Source organism: Paracoccus sp. ME4 (assembly GCF_046736325.1).
Classification (GTDB): Bacteria; Pseudomonadota; Alphaproteobacteria; order Rhodobacterales; family Rhodobacteraceae; genus Paracoccus.
In genome coordinates this window covers 80,641-93,109 of sequence record NZ_CP151277.1, presented here as the reverse complement: position 1 = coordinate 93,109, position 12,469 = coordinate 80,641, and the positions used below count along the sequence as shown (strand labels likewise).

The following is a 12,469-nucleotide window of genomic DNA, read 5'->3' as shown; positions in this document are numbered from 1 at the left end:
GCCCGAATATCAGGGCACGGCAATAATCACGGCAAAATCGATTCTTTATGAATTTCGAAATGCGGGCTTCGACATATCAATCCGCAATTCCGGACGGCCGGTCCCATGGCTCGACCTGGTGCCAATGCGCATTTACCGGCAATTCCAGCGCCCGCGCTCTCGCCTCCGAAATCGAGACCGGTCGAAAGCCGAATTGATCGACCCCGACATTGACCGCGTGACGGCTGCCGGCCCAATTGTGATGCACGTGCCCGAAGAGGTGCAGCGTGCTGCGGCGCGCGCCGGGGAAGGTGATCAGCGGATAATGGCAAAGGAAGGCCCTGCCCTCCTCGGTCTGGATGTCGGCCAGGTCCGCCTTGCTGTCCCAGGCCAGCTCCTGCACCCATTCGCGATCGTGGTTTCCCACGATCAGGTGCCGGCGTCCGGGGATTTCCGCAAAGAGCCCGGCCACCCGCGCCCTGTGCTGGTGAGCAAGCTTGCCGATCGAGAAGTCGCCGATGACCCAGAGGTCGTCGTCCGGGCCGACCCGGGCCCTGATCCGCTCGAGAAGGTCGCGCTCCATATCCAGAAGGGAGGCATGCGGCCTGGCGCAGGCCTCGATGATCCGCTCGTGGCCGAAATGCGTGTCGGCCGTGAACCAGTTTGCCATGATTTTACCTTTGTTTTTCGCATACAATAACCTCTTGCGTTGCTCATTCAAAGCGGTGTTTCCATCTTGGGCTTGCGGCGGCCCGCCTCGAGAATGTGAACGCATGCAGCGGCCCGCAGGAGCCTCCTGGATGCCATCGGGAAGGCCGAAGATGGAGTTGGCGGCCCGGCGGCTATTCTACGGCTCTGCGGCCGTTCCTGGACGCCCTCGACGCGGCTCCCGGATCGCTCGCCGCTCATTCGGACCCGCGCAGGATCTGACCGGACAATCTGAACGGTGTGGGCAGGGTGGATGGCGACCGCGCCGCGATCTGCGACGTGCTGCGGGCGTGCTCGAGGGCCGGTCCGGCGCCGCACCGGGCAGCTTCCACCCGATGCTGATGCGAACGGGCGCCAATCGGGAACATGCCCGACACCTGGTGGAACGGCCCGGGTGATGCTGCGCCTGCAGCCGCAGGTCCGGAAGCCTCAAGAGGTCCACATGAACCTCCCCCACCAATGCCGTGGCTTGGAGGGGGTTTCGGTCTCAGGCCGCTTGCGCGTCTGAGACCCCGACCGTCCCGGCCGGGTGACCGTTGCCAGGCGGGCCGAGGTCGGGTGCATCAATGCGCGCCGCCACCTCGGCCAGCCCCCAACGCAGCAGGGTGAGCGCGGCCGCCTCGTCGCGGCCATGGCTGCACCCGCAGGCGTCGCAGTCATGACGGCGGACCGACAGCGCCTTCTTCCGGACCGCACCGCAGTCCGGACAGCGCTGCGACGGCTTCAGCCGTCTCGTGTCCGCCTCGAGAAACTCCGAACCAGCCTCTGCCGCTTTGTATCGGAGCATGTTCAGGAACGCGGCCGGGGCCGCGTCCAGGATCGATCTGTTCAGCCCGGCCTTCTGGGCCACGTTGCGGCCCGGCGCCTCGAGCGTGCCGCGCGCCGAGGCGGTCATGTTCCGCACGGTGAGCGTCTCGGTCGCGATCAGCCGGTGCCGGCCCGCGATGCGGGCGGTCAGCTGATGCAGGAAGTCCTTGCGCCGCGCGGCCACCTTGGCGTGCCGGCGGGCCAGAGCCCGGCGCCGCTTCCTCAGCGCGCCCCGGCTGACCTTGCGCGACCGGGCCAGCGCCGAGAGGCCGCGCTGCCGCTCGCGCAGCGCCTCCGTCTCCGCATCCAGGTGGCGCGGGTTCGCCACCGCCTCGAAGCGGGGTCCGGCCTCCGTCTCCTGCGCGATGGTCGCGAACTCCGCCACGCCCCAGTCGAGACCGATCGCCGGGCCGGTGGCCGGCGCGCGCACCGCGCAATCCGTCTCGACCACGACGCTCAGCTGCCAGCCGCGCACGTCCCGGACGACATCCGCCTTGAGGATCCGGCCCGGCGTGCGGGCCAGGCCGCGCATGCGCATCTCGCCCACCCCGAAGAGCCGCACCCGGCCATGGCGCCAGCCCTCGCGCATCTCGACCCTGAACCCGTTGCCGTGCTCCTTGTAGCCCCAGCCGCGGAAGCGGTCCGCGCTCCTGAAGCGCGGGAAGCCCGGGCGCTGGCCGGCGGCCAGGCGGCGGAAGAAGGCCTGGAAGGCCAGGTCCAGCCGCTTGAGCACCAGCTGCGCCTCATGGGTGTGGACGAGGCCGCGCCATCCGCCCACATCCGCGCGGATCGCCGGCAGGCTCTTCTCCTGATCGGACCGGCCGATGCGCACGCCCCGCGCCCAGGCGCCGATGCGCTCCTCGAGCGCGGCGTTCCACAGATCGCGCAGCATGCGATGCTTCGCCTCCAGGAGCGCGATCTGCGCCCTGGAGGGGTAGAGGCGGAAGCTGATGGTGCGGGTTGTGGGCATTATGCGAAAATGGTATTGGTTCTGGCATGAGATTGCAAGAATATTCCCATACCGCAAACTGCGTGTTCAGCCTCAGCTACCACATGGTTCTGGTGACGACGCGCCGCCGGCCGGTTCTGACCGGGCCGATGCTGGAGGTGGCCGAGGCCCTGGCGCGGGCCCGCTGCGCGGCGCGCGGCGGCGCGCTGGTCGAGTTCGGGGCGGAGGCGGACCACATCCACCTGCTGCTGCGGCTGCCGCCCTCCGTGCCGGTGTCGGATCTGGCCAATGCGGTCAAGACGAACATCTCCCGCTCCCTTCGGCGGGACTTCCCGACGCTGCGCCGGATCGGGCCGGCGCTCTGGTCGCCCAGCTACTTCGTCACCAGCTGCGGCGGGGCCAGCCTGGAGACGGTCAAGGATTACGTCCGGGCGCAGGCGCGCCCGGACTGAAGACGTCGCTCGCCTCCGGCTCCCCCACCAATGCGGCAGCTTGGAAGGGGCTTGTCGCGACGAATTTGGTCATCCGCCTGGTCTGCGGCCGCGAGGCGGTCGGGTAGGATTGGTGCGCGGGCCGGCGGCCCGCGTCAGATTGTCGGACGTGCCCGGCCTCAGTTCGGGGCGGGGCCTGCATCCTCATCCCCGGACGGCTCGGGCTGGATGTGGCGACGCCCGTTCTCGACGATGTCGAGGATCCGCCGCGGCGCGCCGCCCATGAGCGGGCCGGTGAAGAAGTCGCAGAGCGTGCTGAGGCTGCCCCGGACCTCGTCATCCGTGAACTCGATCGTCGACGGGTTCCAGGCATTCGACTTCCGATCGATCCCCTTCAAGCCCCAATGGGCCGTGGAGATCGCTTCCCGGAGCTCGTCCGGGGATGGCCCCCGGAACTCCTCGTGGAACATGTCCACGATGGACTGCAGGGCCGCGCGCGCATCATCGCTCATCTCGTGGGGCTCCATTCCATTTTATCAGGGAGACATTCCCGTGTCCCCGTCATCCGGCGCAGGGTCCAGAAACCGGACCGCCTCGGCGATTTCGGCGAGCGCATCGCGGCCTGTCATGACCCGGCCCATCGGATGGGTGTCGAGATCCTCGAGATCCGTTGCGATGAAGTGCAGGTCCGTTATCCAGCGCCCCTCGGGCAGCGGCTTGCCGGCGGCGATGTCGCGCAACGCCTGGACACCGTCATGGGACCAGAGCTTCTTCAGGAGCGCCTCGGCCTCCGTCCGGGCATGGATGCCCATGATGTGGACATGCGCCGCGCCGACCAGGTCGTCCTGGGTCGACCAGGCCCGCACGGGCCGGTTGCTCGGGCGGCAGAGGCCCGAGATGAGGCGTCCGGATTCGACGATCTCGTCTAGGCCGGCGCGCTCGATATGACCGAAGCTGCCGCCGCGTGGCAGAATGCCGGCCAGTCCGGCCGCGTTCAGCTCGAGCGGATGCCAGCTTCTGCCCTGGTCGAGGTCGAAGCGAAGCCTGATCGGCCAGACCGGCTGCAGAGCGACACGGCGCAGCGCGTCGCACAGCGCGTCGAGATGCTCACCCTTGAAGGAATCCATCGAAAAACCCGGATCCTCCCCATCGGATCGGCCCTTGCGGATGCGGAAGGACACCGCGCGTTCGCCAATGGCCAGATCGATCGAGGTGGTGCCCCACTCCCGACGCTGATGCTTTCCATCTTTCCAGTCCCGGCGGATCCGGTCGGTCGAGGCCTGCAGCCAGTCCCGGACCAGGCCGTCGAGATGCGAGAACTCCTCCCGGCTCACCAGCAAGGCTCCTGCGTGTCGCCGCCGCACGGCTCTTCGGGCCTGAGCCTGAGGCATGCTTCGGCATCGTGCCAGGTCAGAACACCATCGCGCATCGTGAAGCCCCTGAGCGGCTTGCTGCCACGGGTATCGATCTCGACCGCAACGTCGCAGCCGACGTGGCCCATGGCCTGGTCGATCGTGTCGAACGGACCCGCCTTGAAGCCCTCACCGACATGTCCGATCGCTGCGATGGCCCATTTCGTGTCCCGCGTGTCGACCTGGTCGGGCATCGCGTCGAGAATGTCGAAGACCTTGTCTGCCTTCGCCTTGCTGGCCAGGGCCGCCTCATCGACGCCGCGCTGGATGGCACGGTCCAGAAGCTGGTCCATGATGCCGAGGATCTTCGCGGAACGCCCCTGCATGCTCTCCGGGATGGTGATGTCCATGCGCGTGAACTCGACCTCGCGCTCGATGCAGAGCAGCTCGGTCCCGTCGACATTCAACCTGATGGTGCCGCCATCGTAGTAGAATGAGGTGTCCAGGCTGAAGGGCGGCGCACAGCCGGCCTCGAGACGCCCGGGCACTGCAAGCGCGGTCCAGTTGTCCGAGAGCTTCATTTCGAGCGCCTTGAGGGCCTTCTTGTCCATCACGTTTCCCATCGTCTTTCGTTTTCTCATTCAGGGGGTCGGAGTGTCGTCCGGTTCTGCAAGAGAGGTCCCGGCCCCATCTCCCGCGACAATGCGCGCCAGTTCCGCGTCGTCGATCTCGACCACGCCCTCGACACCGTCCTCGTGGATCTCCGCGAACATCGCCGCGGGGGTCTTCACGGCGTCGAAGAAGGTGCGCACTGCATCCTCCGGGGAAGTTCCGATCGTCGAATGGGTGACCCGCACGTGAAAGCGCCGTTCGGCGCCCGGTTCATCGGGCGGCAGGAAGCCCTGCAGCACCGTCTGGCCCTTGGACTTGTCGCGTTCGCGCAGGCACAGCTTCTCGGCCGCGAGTTGAGGCCTGACCAGTCCCAGAGACGCGCTGATCGCCACAGCAGGCCCGCCGCCGCCGGCCAATCTCGGCCCGTTGAACAATACCCAATCGCTGGCGCGACGTGCGATGCTTTCGTTCGCATCCTGATTGCTGATCCCCACCCTGGCCATGTCGAAGAGCACCGGGGTGAACGCATTCTTGAGTTGATCGATCTGCTTCAGAGAAATCTCATAGGACAGGGGCCTGCGCTGGTGCGTCATGATCGTCTTTCCGTTTCAGAATCCGGAGGTGAGAGCTTCGCGCTCGGGTTCGGCTTCGGGACGAAGTCCGGACTGCAGCCGCTCCATCGCTGCGGCATGGCCGATGATGCCCCAGCATTCCTCGGCATCCGTCATCCGGGCACGGCCATGCTCATCGACGATCCAGGACTCCTTGATGAGCCCGTAGACCTCGCCGTTAACGAAGTCCGAATACGCGTTCAGGATGGCGTTGCTGTCCTCGACCACCTTGGCCATGGCGCTAAAGAGCGCCGCGTCCCGGGCCACGGGTTCCCCGATCCTGTTCGCGGCACGGACATCCCTCCAATAGGCCTTCTGGGCGTCGTCGCAGGGCACGAAGACCCCGCGCGGCGCGGTGTCCCATTGGCCATGGAGGTAGCTGCGGGTGTTGGAGACCGAGAAGTGCTCGTCGCCGTGCCGATGATGATCCACGACCAGTGCCAGGCGCTTCGCGCGGCGCTCGATGGTCATGGTCGCATCGCGGTCGGCGGCGCTGCGGAACAGGTCAAGCCTGCCGCGGGCCTCGTCATCCTTCCAGAAGTCGATGTCCGGCGTCCGGTCCCGCGTGATGTAGCTGACCGTGAACGCGCGGTCGGTGCCACCGTCCGCCTCGATATGGATCAGGCCCTGATCCGGATCCCAGCTGGTTTCCGCACCCAGGGTCGTCAGACCGGTCAGATCCGTGAACCTGTCATTCAGATCTTTGCGCATGTTTCCTGCTCGTGGTATCTCCAGATGGTTGGTGGCAGTCTAGATTCCGGGGTGGAAAAACGGAATGCAGTATGCGAAAAACATACAGGTGTCACGATGGGTAAGCCATAGGCCTCGAGGTCGCCCCTGCAAAAGAAAGGATGCCGTCCTCATGGTAAACAAGTTCATCCCCGTCCGGGATCTAGACTATTGGTGCGCAGCCAACGGATGGCTGCGCTTAGTCTTCAGCATCGGCCCGGCACTGGTGCTGGGGATCCTGCTCGCGGCCGCCTTCGGCTCTCAGGGCCTGCGCCCTGCGAACGTCATGGCATCTGTAACCTTCGCCTGGCTCGCGATCGGGCTTGCCCTGCGTTCGGTGGTGATACTCCGGGTGCGGTTCGCCCATCGGCTCGATCTCAGCGCACCCTGGGCCGAGGCGGGCTTTGCGCTGCTCTTTCTGGCGATCGCCTGGCTTTCCGCGCTGGGCCTGTAAGGGCGCATCACGGGACGAAATCGAAGGCGGGCTGTTGCCAGTCCAGGAATGCGCGCGCGGCCGGACTGGCCGGATGATCCGGATCCGCGGCTTTGGCATCGATCCAGTCGACGAAGCACGGAACCTCTTCGGCGGGCCGCTCATCGACCCGTTCATCCAACCGCCAGAACCGCAGGAGCCAGGTTTCCGCTCCCTGGGCATCCCGGGCCGGATCCGGGCAGGGGCTCTGCGCGACAGGGTCGCTCGCTGCGCGACATTGTGCGTTTCGATGCATGTCTGATGTCCTCTCCGATCCTGTCGGGTCGACGGTATTTCATCGACCCGAAAACCGGAATGCCCCGATAAGACGTCGCCTTGTCGGGGCGTCACGAAGTAACGGCCGTGTCACGCTGCCCGTGACATCCGCAAGTGGCTGATTCTATGAAAGGAAAGGAGTGTTTGTTTGTATGTTACAATAAATAGATTTATATATACACATACGCATATGCACGCACACGCACGCAAGGACATTCATCCCCTCCGTTACGCCCGTGACGGTGTTACGAATGTGGATTTACCTAGCAATTGCGGGCGAAATCGCCGTCACGGGGCCTCTTCAGGCCCTGGTGCTGGTGTAACGGGGGTTGGCGATGGTGCCGGCCATCCACAGGGATCGTCACCATTTGCGAAATACAAATCTTCACGATGTCTCTCGTGACTGATAGGCTTCGAGCAACACGATCTCAGCGAATTGCCCGTCCAGATGACCGATGATCTCTACTACCGCCGCCTCATGGAGAACCCGTTCCATATCCTGGGCGTCTCCCCCGGCCACGGTATCGGGGCGATCCGGGCACGAGAGGCGGCCATCCAGCTGAGCCATGGGCCGGCCCTTGCGGCATGGGCTGTGGAGCAGCTTCTCGATCCTCGCTCCAGGCTCGATGCGGAGTTGGGATGGGTCCATGACGTTCCTGAAGATCTTGTGGGCGGGCTCCTGATCGGTATCGAGGAGCGGTCCCTCGGGGAGATCATCGAAAAATGCGGAGATCTCGGGCCTCTGGACCGGATCACGATCGCCATGGACATGATCGCCGGCCGCAGGCCTGACATCGGCCTCGCGCCGCTGCCATGGCTCGTCTCGGGCTGGGACCGTCTCGACCCCGGACCCTATATGGATCGCATCAACGAGATGCGCGCATCAGCCGGAGAGGCCACGCTCGATGCGGCGGGATTTTCCAACGGGCTCGCACAGCTGCGCGCGACCCAGGCCTCCTTCATCGAGGAACTGATGATGCGGGGCGGAGGCACGGGGGACAAGGACCTGAACGCGGCCGCGATGTCATTCATCCTCGGTGAATCCGGGAGGCTTCGGAATGTCCTGCCCCCGGAGACGGATGCGCCCGCAGGTGCCGATGAGCGGCCTGTGCCCCAGGGCGATCCGTTCGCTGCGGACCACGTGCCTGCGGATGGCGACGGCTTCGGCATCTTCGAAGGGGATCCCCTTGAGGATGCCTCTTCGGACGCGGACCAAATCCATGATCCACAGGACGGTTATCAGGACGAGGCCGTCATCTCGGCGATCATGGAGCAGCGGGATGATCGCCCAGATGACGGGGAGACGCGCTGCGGGCAGCCGATGGCCGTGCCTGGAGAGCACCGCAGATCGCGACGACTGCCGGCCGTTGCCGCATTCATGCTGCTGGGCGTGGCCATCCTCGGCTCCTTCCTTTTCTCGGAGAACGAGAATCCTCAGGACCAGGCGCGGGGCACCGTCCAGCCGACGCTCATGCCGTGGGAGCTTCAGGCCACCGGCACCGATGGGTCCGGGCCTGGGGTGGAGGCATCTCAGGCCGATGTGGTCCAAACGGCACCCCGGACCGATCTGGCCCTCTCGGCCTCGCTGAATACCGATCCGGCACCCCCGGTCGTCGATGCTGCCTCCCCTGGCGTCCGGGCGGAGGCGATGTCGTCAGGATCCGGCCCGCCGCCGGCATCGGCGCATCCTGAGGCGACTCCTCTGGATCATCTGGCCCCTGCCCCGCGCATTCCGCGCCGACTGCAGCTGCGCCGGCCGCCGCATGGCAACGACGACCCGATGAGCATCGAGGAAATCCGTTACTGCCATGCCGAATTCATGATCCTGGAAAGGCTTCCGGCATTCGTCGAGACCGAGGCCGCGCGACGCGCCATGCTGTTGCGGGCCTTGGATCAGGTCTCGCGCTGCGAAGGCGGCGGCCGGTCGCAGGCGGACATCGATCAGGTCGTCCGCGAACTGCGCGATTACGACTTCACGGCCGACGCACGGAGGGATGCGGTGAAATGGTGATGGATCAGGACGTCGTCGATCGCGTCGAGGAACGGCTCGGGCGGCTCATCAGGGCCCTTGCCCGCACGGACGGCCAAGGGCTGCACGAGGCGCTCGGACCGGCGCTCGAGCTGGTCGAGCTTGCGCTGCGCGAGGAGGATCCCGAACTCCTGCGGGACACGGCATACCGCGCCTCGCGCGCGATCGACAGCTGCGGCTCATCGACCATAGGCCGGGACGTCGAGCGTCGCTCACTCGACGAATTCCTCGATCAGGCCCTGCGGCCGGTGTCCGAGCGCATCGCGCGCGATGGCGCCGACGTGCCGGAGGCGCTTCTCTTCATCCGCGATCTGCGTCTCGCGCTGGCCGGACAGCGCCGGCTCGGATCCGTGCGCAACGACTGGGGGCTGGTGCCCGCGGACCGTGTCAGCTGGAGCGACCGCCCTGAGGATGCGGTCCTGGAGGCCAACTCCGTTGCCCGCGAGCTGCAACGGGATGCCCGGGTCCGCGTCCGGGTGGTCACCGATCCGGATGAGCTGCGCCGCTGCCGTGGCATCATCCTGCCTTGCGTCCTGGAAGGGCGGGCCTTGTTCATGGCCGGCCTCGCCGCGGGCGCCCGGATCCCCGCGGTCGTCGCCGATCGCGCGCTCTCGCCGAATGCCTGCGGCTTGCCGGTCGTCCGGGACGCCGGCATGGCACTCGCCCTGCTGCGCAGGGAGGCCGACAGCGGCCCGGTGGCGGTCACCGAGGCCCAGCTTCACGGTGAGGCGGTTCTTGCCCTCTCCGAGGCGCTCCGGCAGCTGGAGAGCGAGGACCTGAGGGCATCGGTCGAACGGCACTACGACCGGCAGGCCGCGCGCGACGTCGAGATCATCAGGCTCATCCGGGAGCATGGGCTCGAGAAGCCCTTCTTCGACATCTATGCCAACGGCTCCAGGGAGGGCTTCTCGCCGGAATACGCGCAACGTCTCAACGGAGCCCGGCATGTAATCGAGGATCTGCGCAAGCAGTTGGGCGAGGTCGATGGTGAGAGCCCGGCTCCATAGCCTGATACGCCTCCACAGCTCCTCGTGCTGTTAAAGAATAGCTCATGAGACGGCCAATCGTCAGTTCGGATTTTCTCGATAGCATTTTACCTTTCAGGCATCATGGAGGGTTACCAGGTGTCGCGGGACAAACTTCTAGTTCAACTCAAGAACTTGGGAAAGGCGTGTGGCGCGGAACAGAAGCAGATCCGCGAAATGCAGAATGGAATTGCTCGGGCGCGCGGTGTTCGCCTTGATGAAAAAGCGGGGGAACTGCTAATCAGCTATCTCGAGGATCTTCACGCCCTGGGAAAGATGGACGCTGATGAGATGATCGGGAGTTTCAGATCCCCATGGCCTGAAATGTGGTTGGAGTCTTCGGGGCGCGGAGAGGATGCGGACGTCGTTACTGTTGCCATCCATGTCGTCCAGAATGGCCGGACACTCAATGTATCTTCTTGGGGGCCCGGCGATCATTCGGGGGGTGCGGTATTCATTCCGCCGTTGACCCGGATTGCCATTGATCAGGAGACGCGATCTTTCCAACAGGAGCTCAGCGCATTCGGGGAGGCTGCGGAGGCACGACGTGGGGTTTATGCTGAATACGAATCCGAAGTTCCGGTCGGAGCGGAGGAGGAAGTAGTCCGCGCTATGAACCTGCTGATGATCGCGAGCGCCATGACTGCAGTCCTTGATGCGTCTTCGGATATTCTGAGGATGCCAGAGGAGGTCCCTCCATCGCGCATTTGGAGGCAAAGATACAGGGAGGCTGGCGCGCCGACGGTGCGAAGCGCCATGAGCCGGATCGATCTTTCCACTTCTGGGTTGAAAGAATATTCCACCCGTGTGCTTGGGGAGGCGGATTCCGACGACAATTATGGATCTGGTGGGGTGGGTCGACGGGCGCACCATGTCCGCGGTCACATGTTCCTGGCCCGCAATGGCCAGATAACCTATCGCCGTCCGCACATCCGTGGCGCGGGAGAGGTTGCGAGAACCATGATGGCCGTTACGGCAAGCAGCATCAAGGAAAGTGAACTGCAGCCAGAGATCAAGCCACCGGCGCCCTGAGGCCATGGCGCATCGGGTTCGGAAGGTCGCTGCCGGATGCGGCCCTCCCAAAAGAGAACGGGCCGCAGATGCCGCGGCCCGTTCATCATTTCGCCGATGGTTCGCTTACCCGCGAACCAGGTCCCCGGTGACCTGGCTCTTGCCGGTGTCGACGATGGCGCGGCCGCCGGGCAGCATCGCGACGAGCGTGCCCTGGGCGGTCATGTATCTCCCGATGGTGACGCAATGGATCTTCATGGTCTCTCTCCCGATAATCACCCGGCCAGCCTAGCAAACCGATTGCGAAAAAAGAAGTGGAACAAGTGCGAATGCTGCGATAATCTGAGAAAAATTATTTCGGCAAACGCAACGCATTGGAGACCGTCGTGATCCCGACCCGGCCCGCAACGGATGCAGATCTCATGATAGGGTTCGACGGCCGCCCATTTCCGGCCAGCGTCGCATTCTTCGCTGACCTGCCTCACAGGTTCTCGGGCTGCGGGCATCGGCGGCCCCACTAGGCTTGCGGCGCCCGGATGGTGCGGAAATGGTCGGACCGACTGCTTCCGGAATTCGTTGCCGAAAGCTGATCCTCACCGCGCAGGCCCGCCCTGCGACCCATACCCAAACTGCCCCCTGCGGGCGTCATTAGCCCTGGAGATCATCATGGCAAAGGCAGACGGACCCTACATGCCCAGGAGCGGCTGGGTGAAGCGCTGGGCGATCCAGGGAGCCCAGGTGCTGTCGCGCTCGCCCGAGGCGATCCTCCTGGTGGTGGCCACGGTTCTCGTCACCGGCTATGTCAGCCGCACCGTGATCGTGGCAGCTTCAGAGCTGACCGGCCTGAAGATCCTCGGCATCACCGTGAGCAACATCGTCACCGTTCCGGTGGGCATGATCGGCATCATGCTGAGCCTGAATGCGCTGCGCCACGCCGACCGTGGCGAACGCAGCAGACCCGAGGTCCTGATTGCTGCCGGACTGCCGGCCATCATGAGCGTCACGGGTTTCGTGGCCGTCCTTGCCGGGATCACCATGCTCTTCGTCCTGCCTGCCGAGATGGCCGGGTCGTTGCGGGATGGCATGCCCCTGGACGCGCCCGGACGGGGTATCCTGGCGGTCATCCTGGTTCGCGGTGCGACGGAGGTGAGCACCGCCATCGCCATGGGGCTGATCCTGCACCCCTTCGCCTTGGGCGGCGTGGTCCTGCGTGGCATGGATGGTCAGGCTCTGCGCGCGAATGCCTGGGCGATGAGGACGCGCGACATCGCGGCCTATGTCAGGGTCATGGCGGCGGTCTTCATCGGGCATATCCTGGTCTTCACGATGCCCCCGGTCGTGCAGGTCCCGCTCCTGGCCCTCTATGTGGCCTGGTTCTATGTCGGCGCGCGCGAGGTGATCGACGGGGACGACCAGAATGGCAAGGTGGAGGCCGCGCGACGAGCGGTCATGGATCCGACGTGAACCATCCCGCCCGC

Annotated in this window: 15 protein-coding genes; 6 read left to right on the top strand and 9 right to left on the bottom strand. The window is 65.3% G+C overall.

Annotated features, from left to right (window positions below; genetic code table 11):
* Window positions 1-76: 76 nt before the first annotated feature.
* On the bottom strand, window positions 77-700 hold the full coding sequence (locus tag AACG61_RS16020) for a metallophosphoesterase (RefSeq protein ID WP_411839960.1): 624 nt from the start codon (window positions 698-700) through the stop codon (window positions 77-79).
* Between the two features lie 474 nt (window positions 701-1,174).
* Window positions 1,175-2,464, bottom strand: coding sequence for an RNA-guided endonuclease InsQ/TnpB family protein (locus AACG61_RS16015; protein WP_411839758.1), 1,290 nt, complete (start codon window positions 2,462-2,464; stop codon window positions 1,175-1,177).
* A gap of 26 nt (window positions 2,465-2,490) precedes the next feature.
* Between AACG61_RS16015 and tnpA the strand changes: the two genes are divergently transcribed.
* Window positions 2,491-2,895: an IS200/IS605 family transposase gene (gene tnpA, locus AACG61_RS16010; RefSeq protein WP_411839959.1), complete on the top strand. Its 405-nt coding sequence runs from the start codon at window positions 2,491-2,493 to the stop codon at window positions 2,893-2,895.
* A 158-nt stretch (window positions 2,896-3,053) separates the two neighbouring features.
* On the opposite strand, the gene AACG61_RS16005 is transcribed toward tnpA, so the two are convergent.
* The 5 genes from AACG61_RS16005 to AACG61_RS15985 are packed head-to-tail and all read right to left on the bottom strand — an operon-like array spanning window position 3,054 to window position 6,160.
* A complete protein-coding gene (locus AACG61_RS16005) occupies window positions 3,054-3,386 on the bottom strand; it encodes a hypothetical protein (RefSeq protein ID WP_411839958.1) in 333 nt (110 codons plus the stop codon).
* A 24-nt stretch (window positions 3,387-3,410) separates the two neighbouring features.
* On the bottom strand, window positions 3,411-4,208 hold the full coding sequence (locus AACG61_RS16000) for a hypothetical protein (protein WP_411839957.1): 798 nt from the start codon (window positions 4,206-4,208) through the stop codon (window positions 3,411-3,413).
* A complete protein-coding gene (locus AACG61_RS15995) occupies window positions 4,205-4,837 on the bottom strand; it encodes a hypothetical protein (RefSeq protein ID WP_411839956.1) in 633 nt (210 codons plus the stop codon). The genes AACG61_RS16000 and AACG61_RS15995 overlap by 4 nt, the downstream gene beginning before the upstream one ends.
* Window positions 4,838-4,867: 30 nt before the next feature.
* Window positions 4,868-5,431 carry a hypothetical protein gene (locus AACG61_RS15990; protein ID WP_411839955.1) on the bottom strand — a complete coding sequence of 188 codons (564 nt, stop codon included), beginning with the start codon at window positions 5,429-5,431 and terminating at the stop codon, window positions 4,868-4,870.
* A gap of 15 nt (window positions 5,432-5,446) precedes the next feature.
* The gene (locus AACG61_RS15985; protein WP_411839954.1) at window positions 5,447-6,160 is read right to left on the bottom strand and encodes a hypothetical protein; all 714 of its coding nucleotides are present in this window, start codon (window positions 6,158-6,160) and stop codon (window positions 5,447-5,449) included.
* A gap of 151 nt (window positions 6,161-6,311) precedes the next feature.
* Between AACG61_RS15985 and AACG61_RS15980 the strand changes: the two genes are divergently transcribed.
* Complete coding sequence (locus AACG61_RS15980) at window positions 6,312-6,632, top strand: hypothetical protein (RefSeq protein WP_411839953.1); 321 nt, start codon at window positions 6,312-6,314, stop codon at window positions 6,630-6,632.
* Between the two features lie 7 nt (window positions 6,633-6,639).
* Here the strand turns inward: AACG61_RS15980 and AACG61_RS15975 are convergent, their stop codons facing one another.
* Window positions 6,640-6,906 (bottom strand): hypothetical protein, encoded by a 267-nt coding sequence (locus tag AACG61_RS15975; RefSeq protein WP_411839952.1) that lies wholly within the window; start codon window positions 6,904-6,906, stop codon window positions 6,640-6,642.
* 468 nt (window positions 6,907-7,374) lie between these two features.
* Here AACG61_RS15975 and AACG61_RS15970 point away from each other — a divergent pair, with 468 nt between their 5' ends.
* The 3 genes from AACG61_RS15970 to AACG61_RS15960 all read left to right on the top strand — a co-directional run bounded on the left by AACG61_RS15970 (window position 7,375) and on the right by AACG61_RS15960 (window position 11,012).
* Entirely contained in the window at window positions 7,375-8,937 is a 1,563-nt protein-coding gene (locus AACG61_RS15970; RefSeq protein WP_411839951.1) for a hypothetical protein, read from the top strand.
* The gene (locus AACG61_RS15965) at window positions 8,931-9,962 is read left to right on the top strand and encodes a hypothetical protein (protein WP_411839950.1); all 1,032 of its coding nucleotides are present in this window, start codon (window positions 8,931-8,933) and stop codon (window positions 9,960-9,962) included. Before AACG61_RS15970 ends, AACG61_RS15965 begins: the two co-directional genes overlap by 7 nt.
* A gap of 102 nt (window positions 9,963-10,064) precedes the next feature.
* Window positions 10,065-11,012, top strand: a complete 948-nt coding sequence (locus tag AACG61_RS15960) for a hypothetical protein (protein ID WP_411839949.1) — start codon at window positions 10,065-10,067, stop codon at window positions 11,010-11,012.
* A gap of 105 nt (window positions 11,013-11,117) precedes the next feature.
* Here the strand turns inward: AACG61_RS15960 and AACG61_RS15955 are convergent, their stop codons facing one another.
* Entirely contained in the window at window positions 11,118-11,249 is a 132-nt protein-coding gene (locus tag AACG61_RS15955; RefSeq protein ID WP_411839948.1) for a hypothetical protein, read from the bottom strand.
* Between the two features lie 408 nt (window positions 11,250-11,657).
* On the opposite strand from AACG61_RS15955, the gene AACG61_RS15950 reads away from it, so the two are divergent.
* Window positions 11,658-12,455: a hypothetical protein gene (locus tag AACG61_RS15950; protein ID WP_411839947.1), complete on the top strand. Its 798-nt coding sequence runs from the start codon at window positions 11,658-11,660 to the stop codon at window positions 12,453-12,455.
* Window positions 12,456-12,469 lie beyond the last annotated feature (14 nt).

Coding starts and splice junctions, on each gene's coding strand:
- AACG61_RS16015 (WP_411839758.1), bottom strand. CDS start 2,464: ATGCCCACAACCCGCACCATCAGCTTCCGCCTCTACCCCTCCAGGGCG.
- tnpA (WP_411839959.1), top strand. CDS start 2,491: ATGAGATTGCAAGAATATTCCCATACCGCAAACTGCGTGTTCAGCCTC.
- AACG61_RS16005 (WP_411839958.1), bottom strand. CDS start 3,386: ATGAGCGATGATGCGCGCGCGGCCCTGCAGTCCATCGTGGACATGTTC.
- AACG61_RS15995 (WP_411839956.1), bottom strand. CDS start 4,837: ATGGACAAGAAGGCCCTCAAGGCGCTCGAAATGAAGCTCTCGGACAAC.
- AACG61_RS15990 (WP_411839955.1), bottom strand. CDS start 5,431: ATGACGCACCAGCGCAGGCCCCTGTCCTATGAGATTTCTCTGAAGCAG.
- AACG61_RS15985 (WP_411839954.1), bottom strand. CDS start 6,160: ATGCGCAAAGATCTGAATGACAGGTTCACGGATCTGACCGGTCTGACG.
- AACG61_RS15980 (WP_411839953.1), top strand. CDS start 6,312: ATGGTAAACAAGTTCATCCCCGTCCGGGATCTAGACTATTGGTGCGCA.
- AACG61_RS15975 (WP_411839952.1), bottom strand. CDS start 6,906: ATGCATCGAAACGCACAATGTCGCGCAGCGAGCGACCCTGTCGCGCAG.
- AACG61_RS15970 (WP_411839951.1), top strand. CDS start 7,375: ATGACCGATGATCTCTACTACCGCCGCCTCATGGAGAACCCGTTCCAT.
- AACG61_RS15965 (WP_411839950.1), top strand. CDS start 8,931: ATGGTGATGGATCAGGACGTCGTCGATCGCGTCGAGGAACGGCTCGGG.
- AACG61_RS15960 (WP_411839949.1), top strand. CDS start 10,065: ATGGAGGGTTACCAGGTGTCGCGGGACAAACTTCTAGTTCAACTCAAG.
- AACG61_RS15955 (WP_411839948.1), bottom strand. CDS start 11,249: ATGAAGATCCATTGCGTCACCATCGGGAGATACATGACCGCCCAGGGC.
- AACG61_RS15950 (WP_411839947.1), top strand. CDS start 11,658: ATGGCAAAGGCAGACGGACCCTACATGCCCAGGAGCGGCTGGGTGAAG.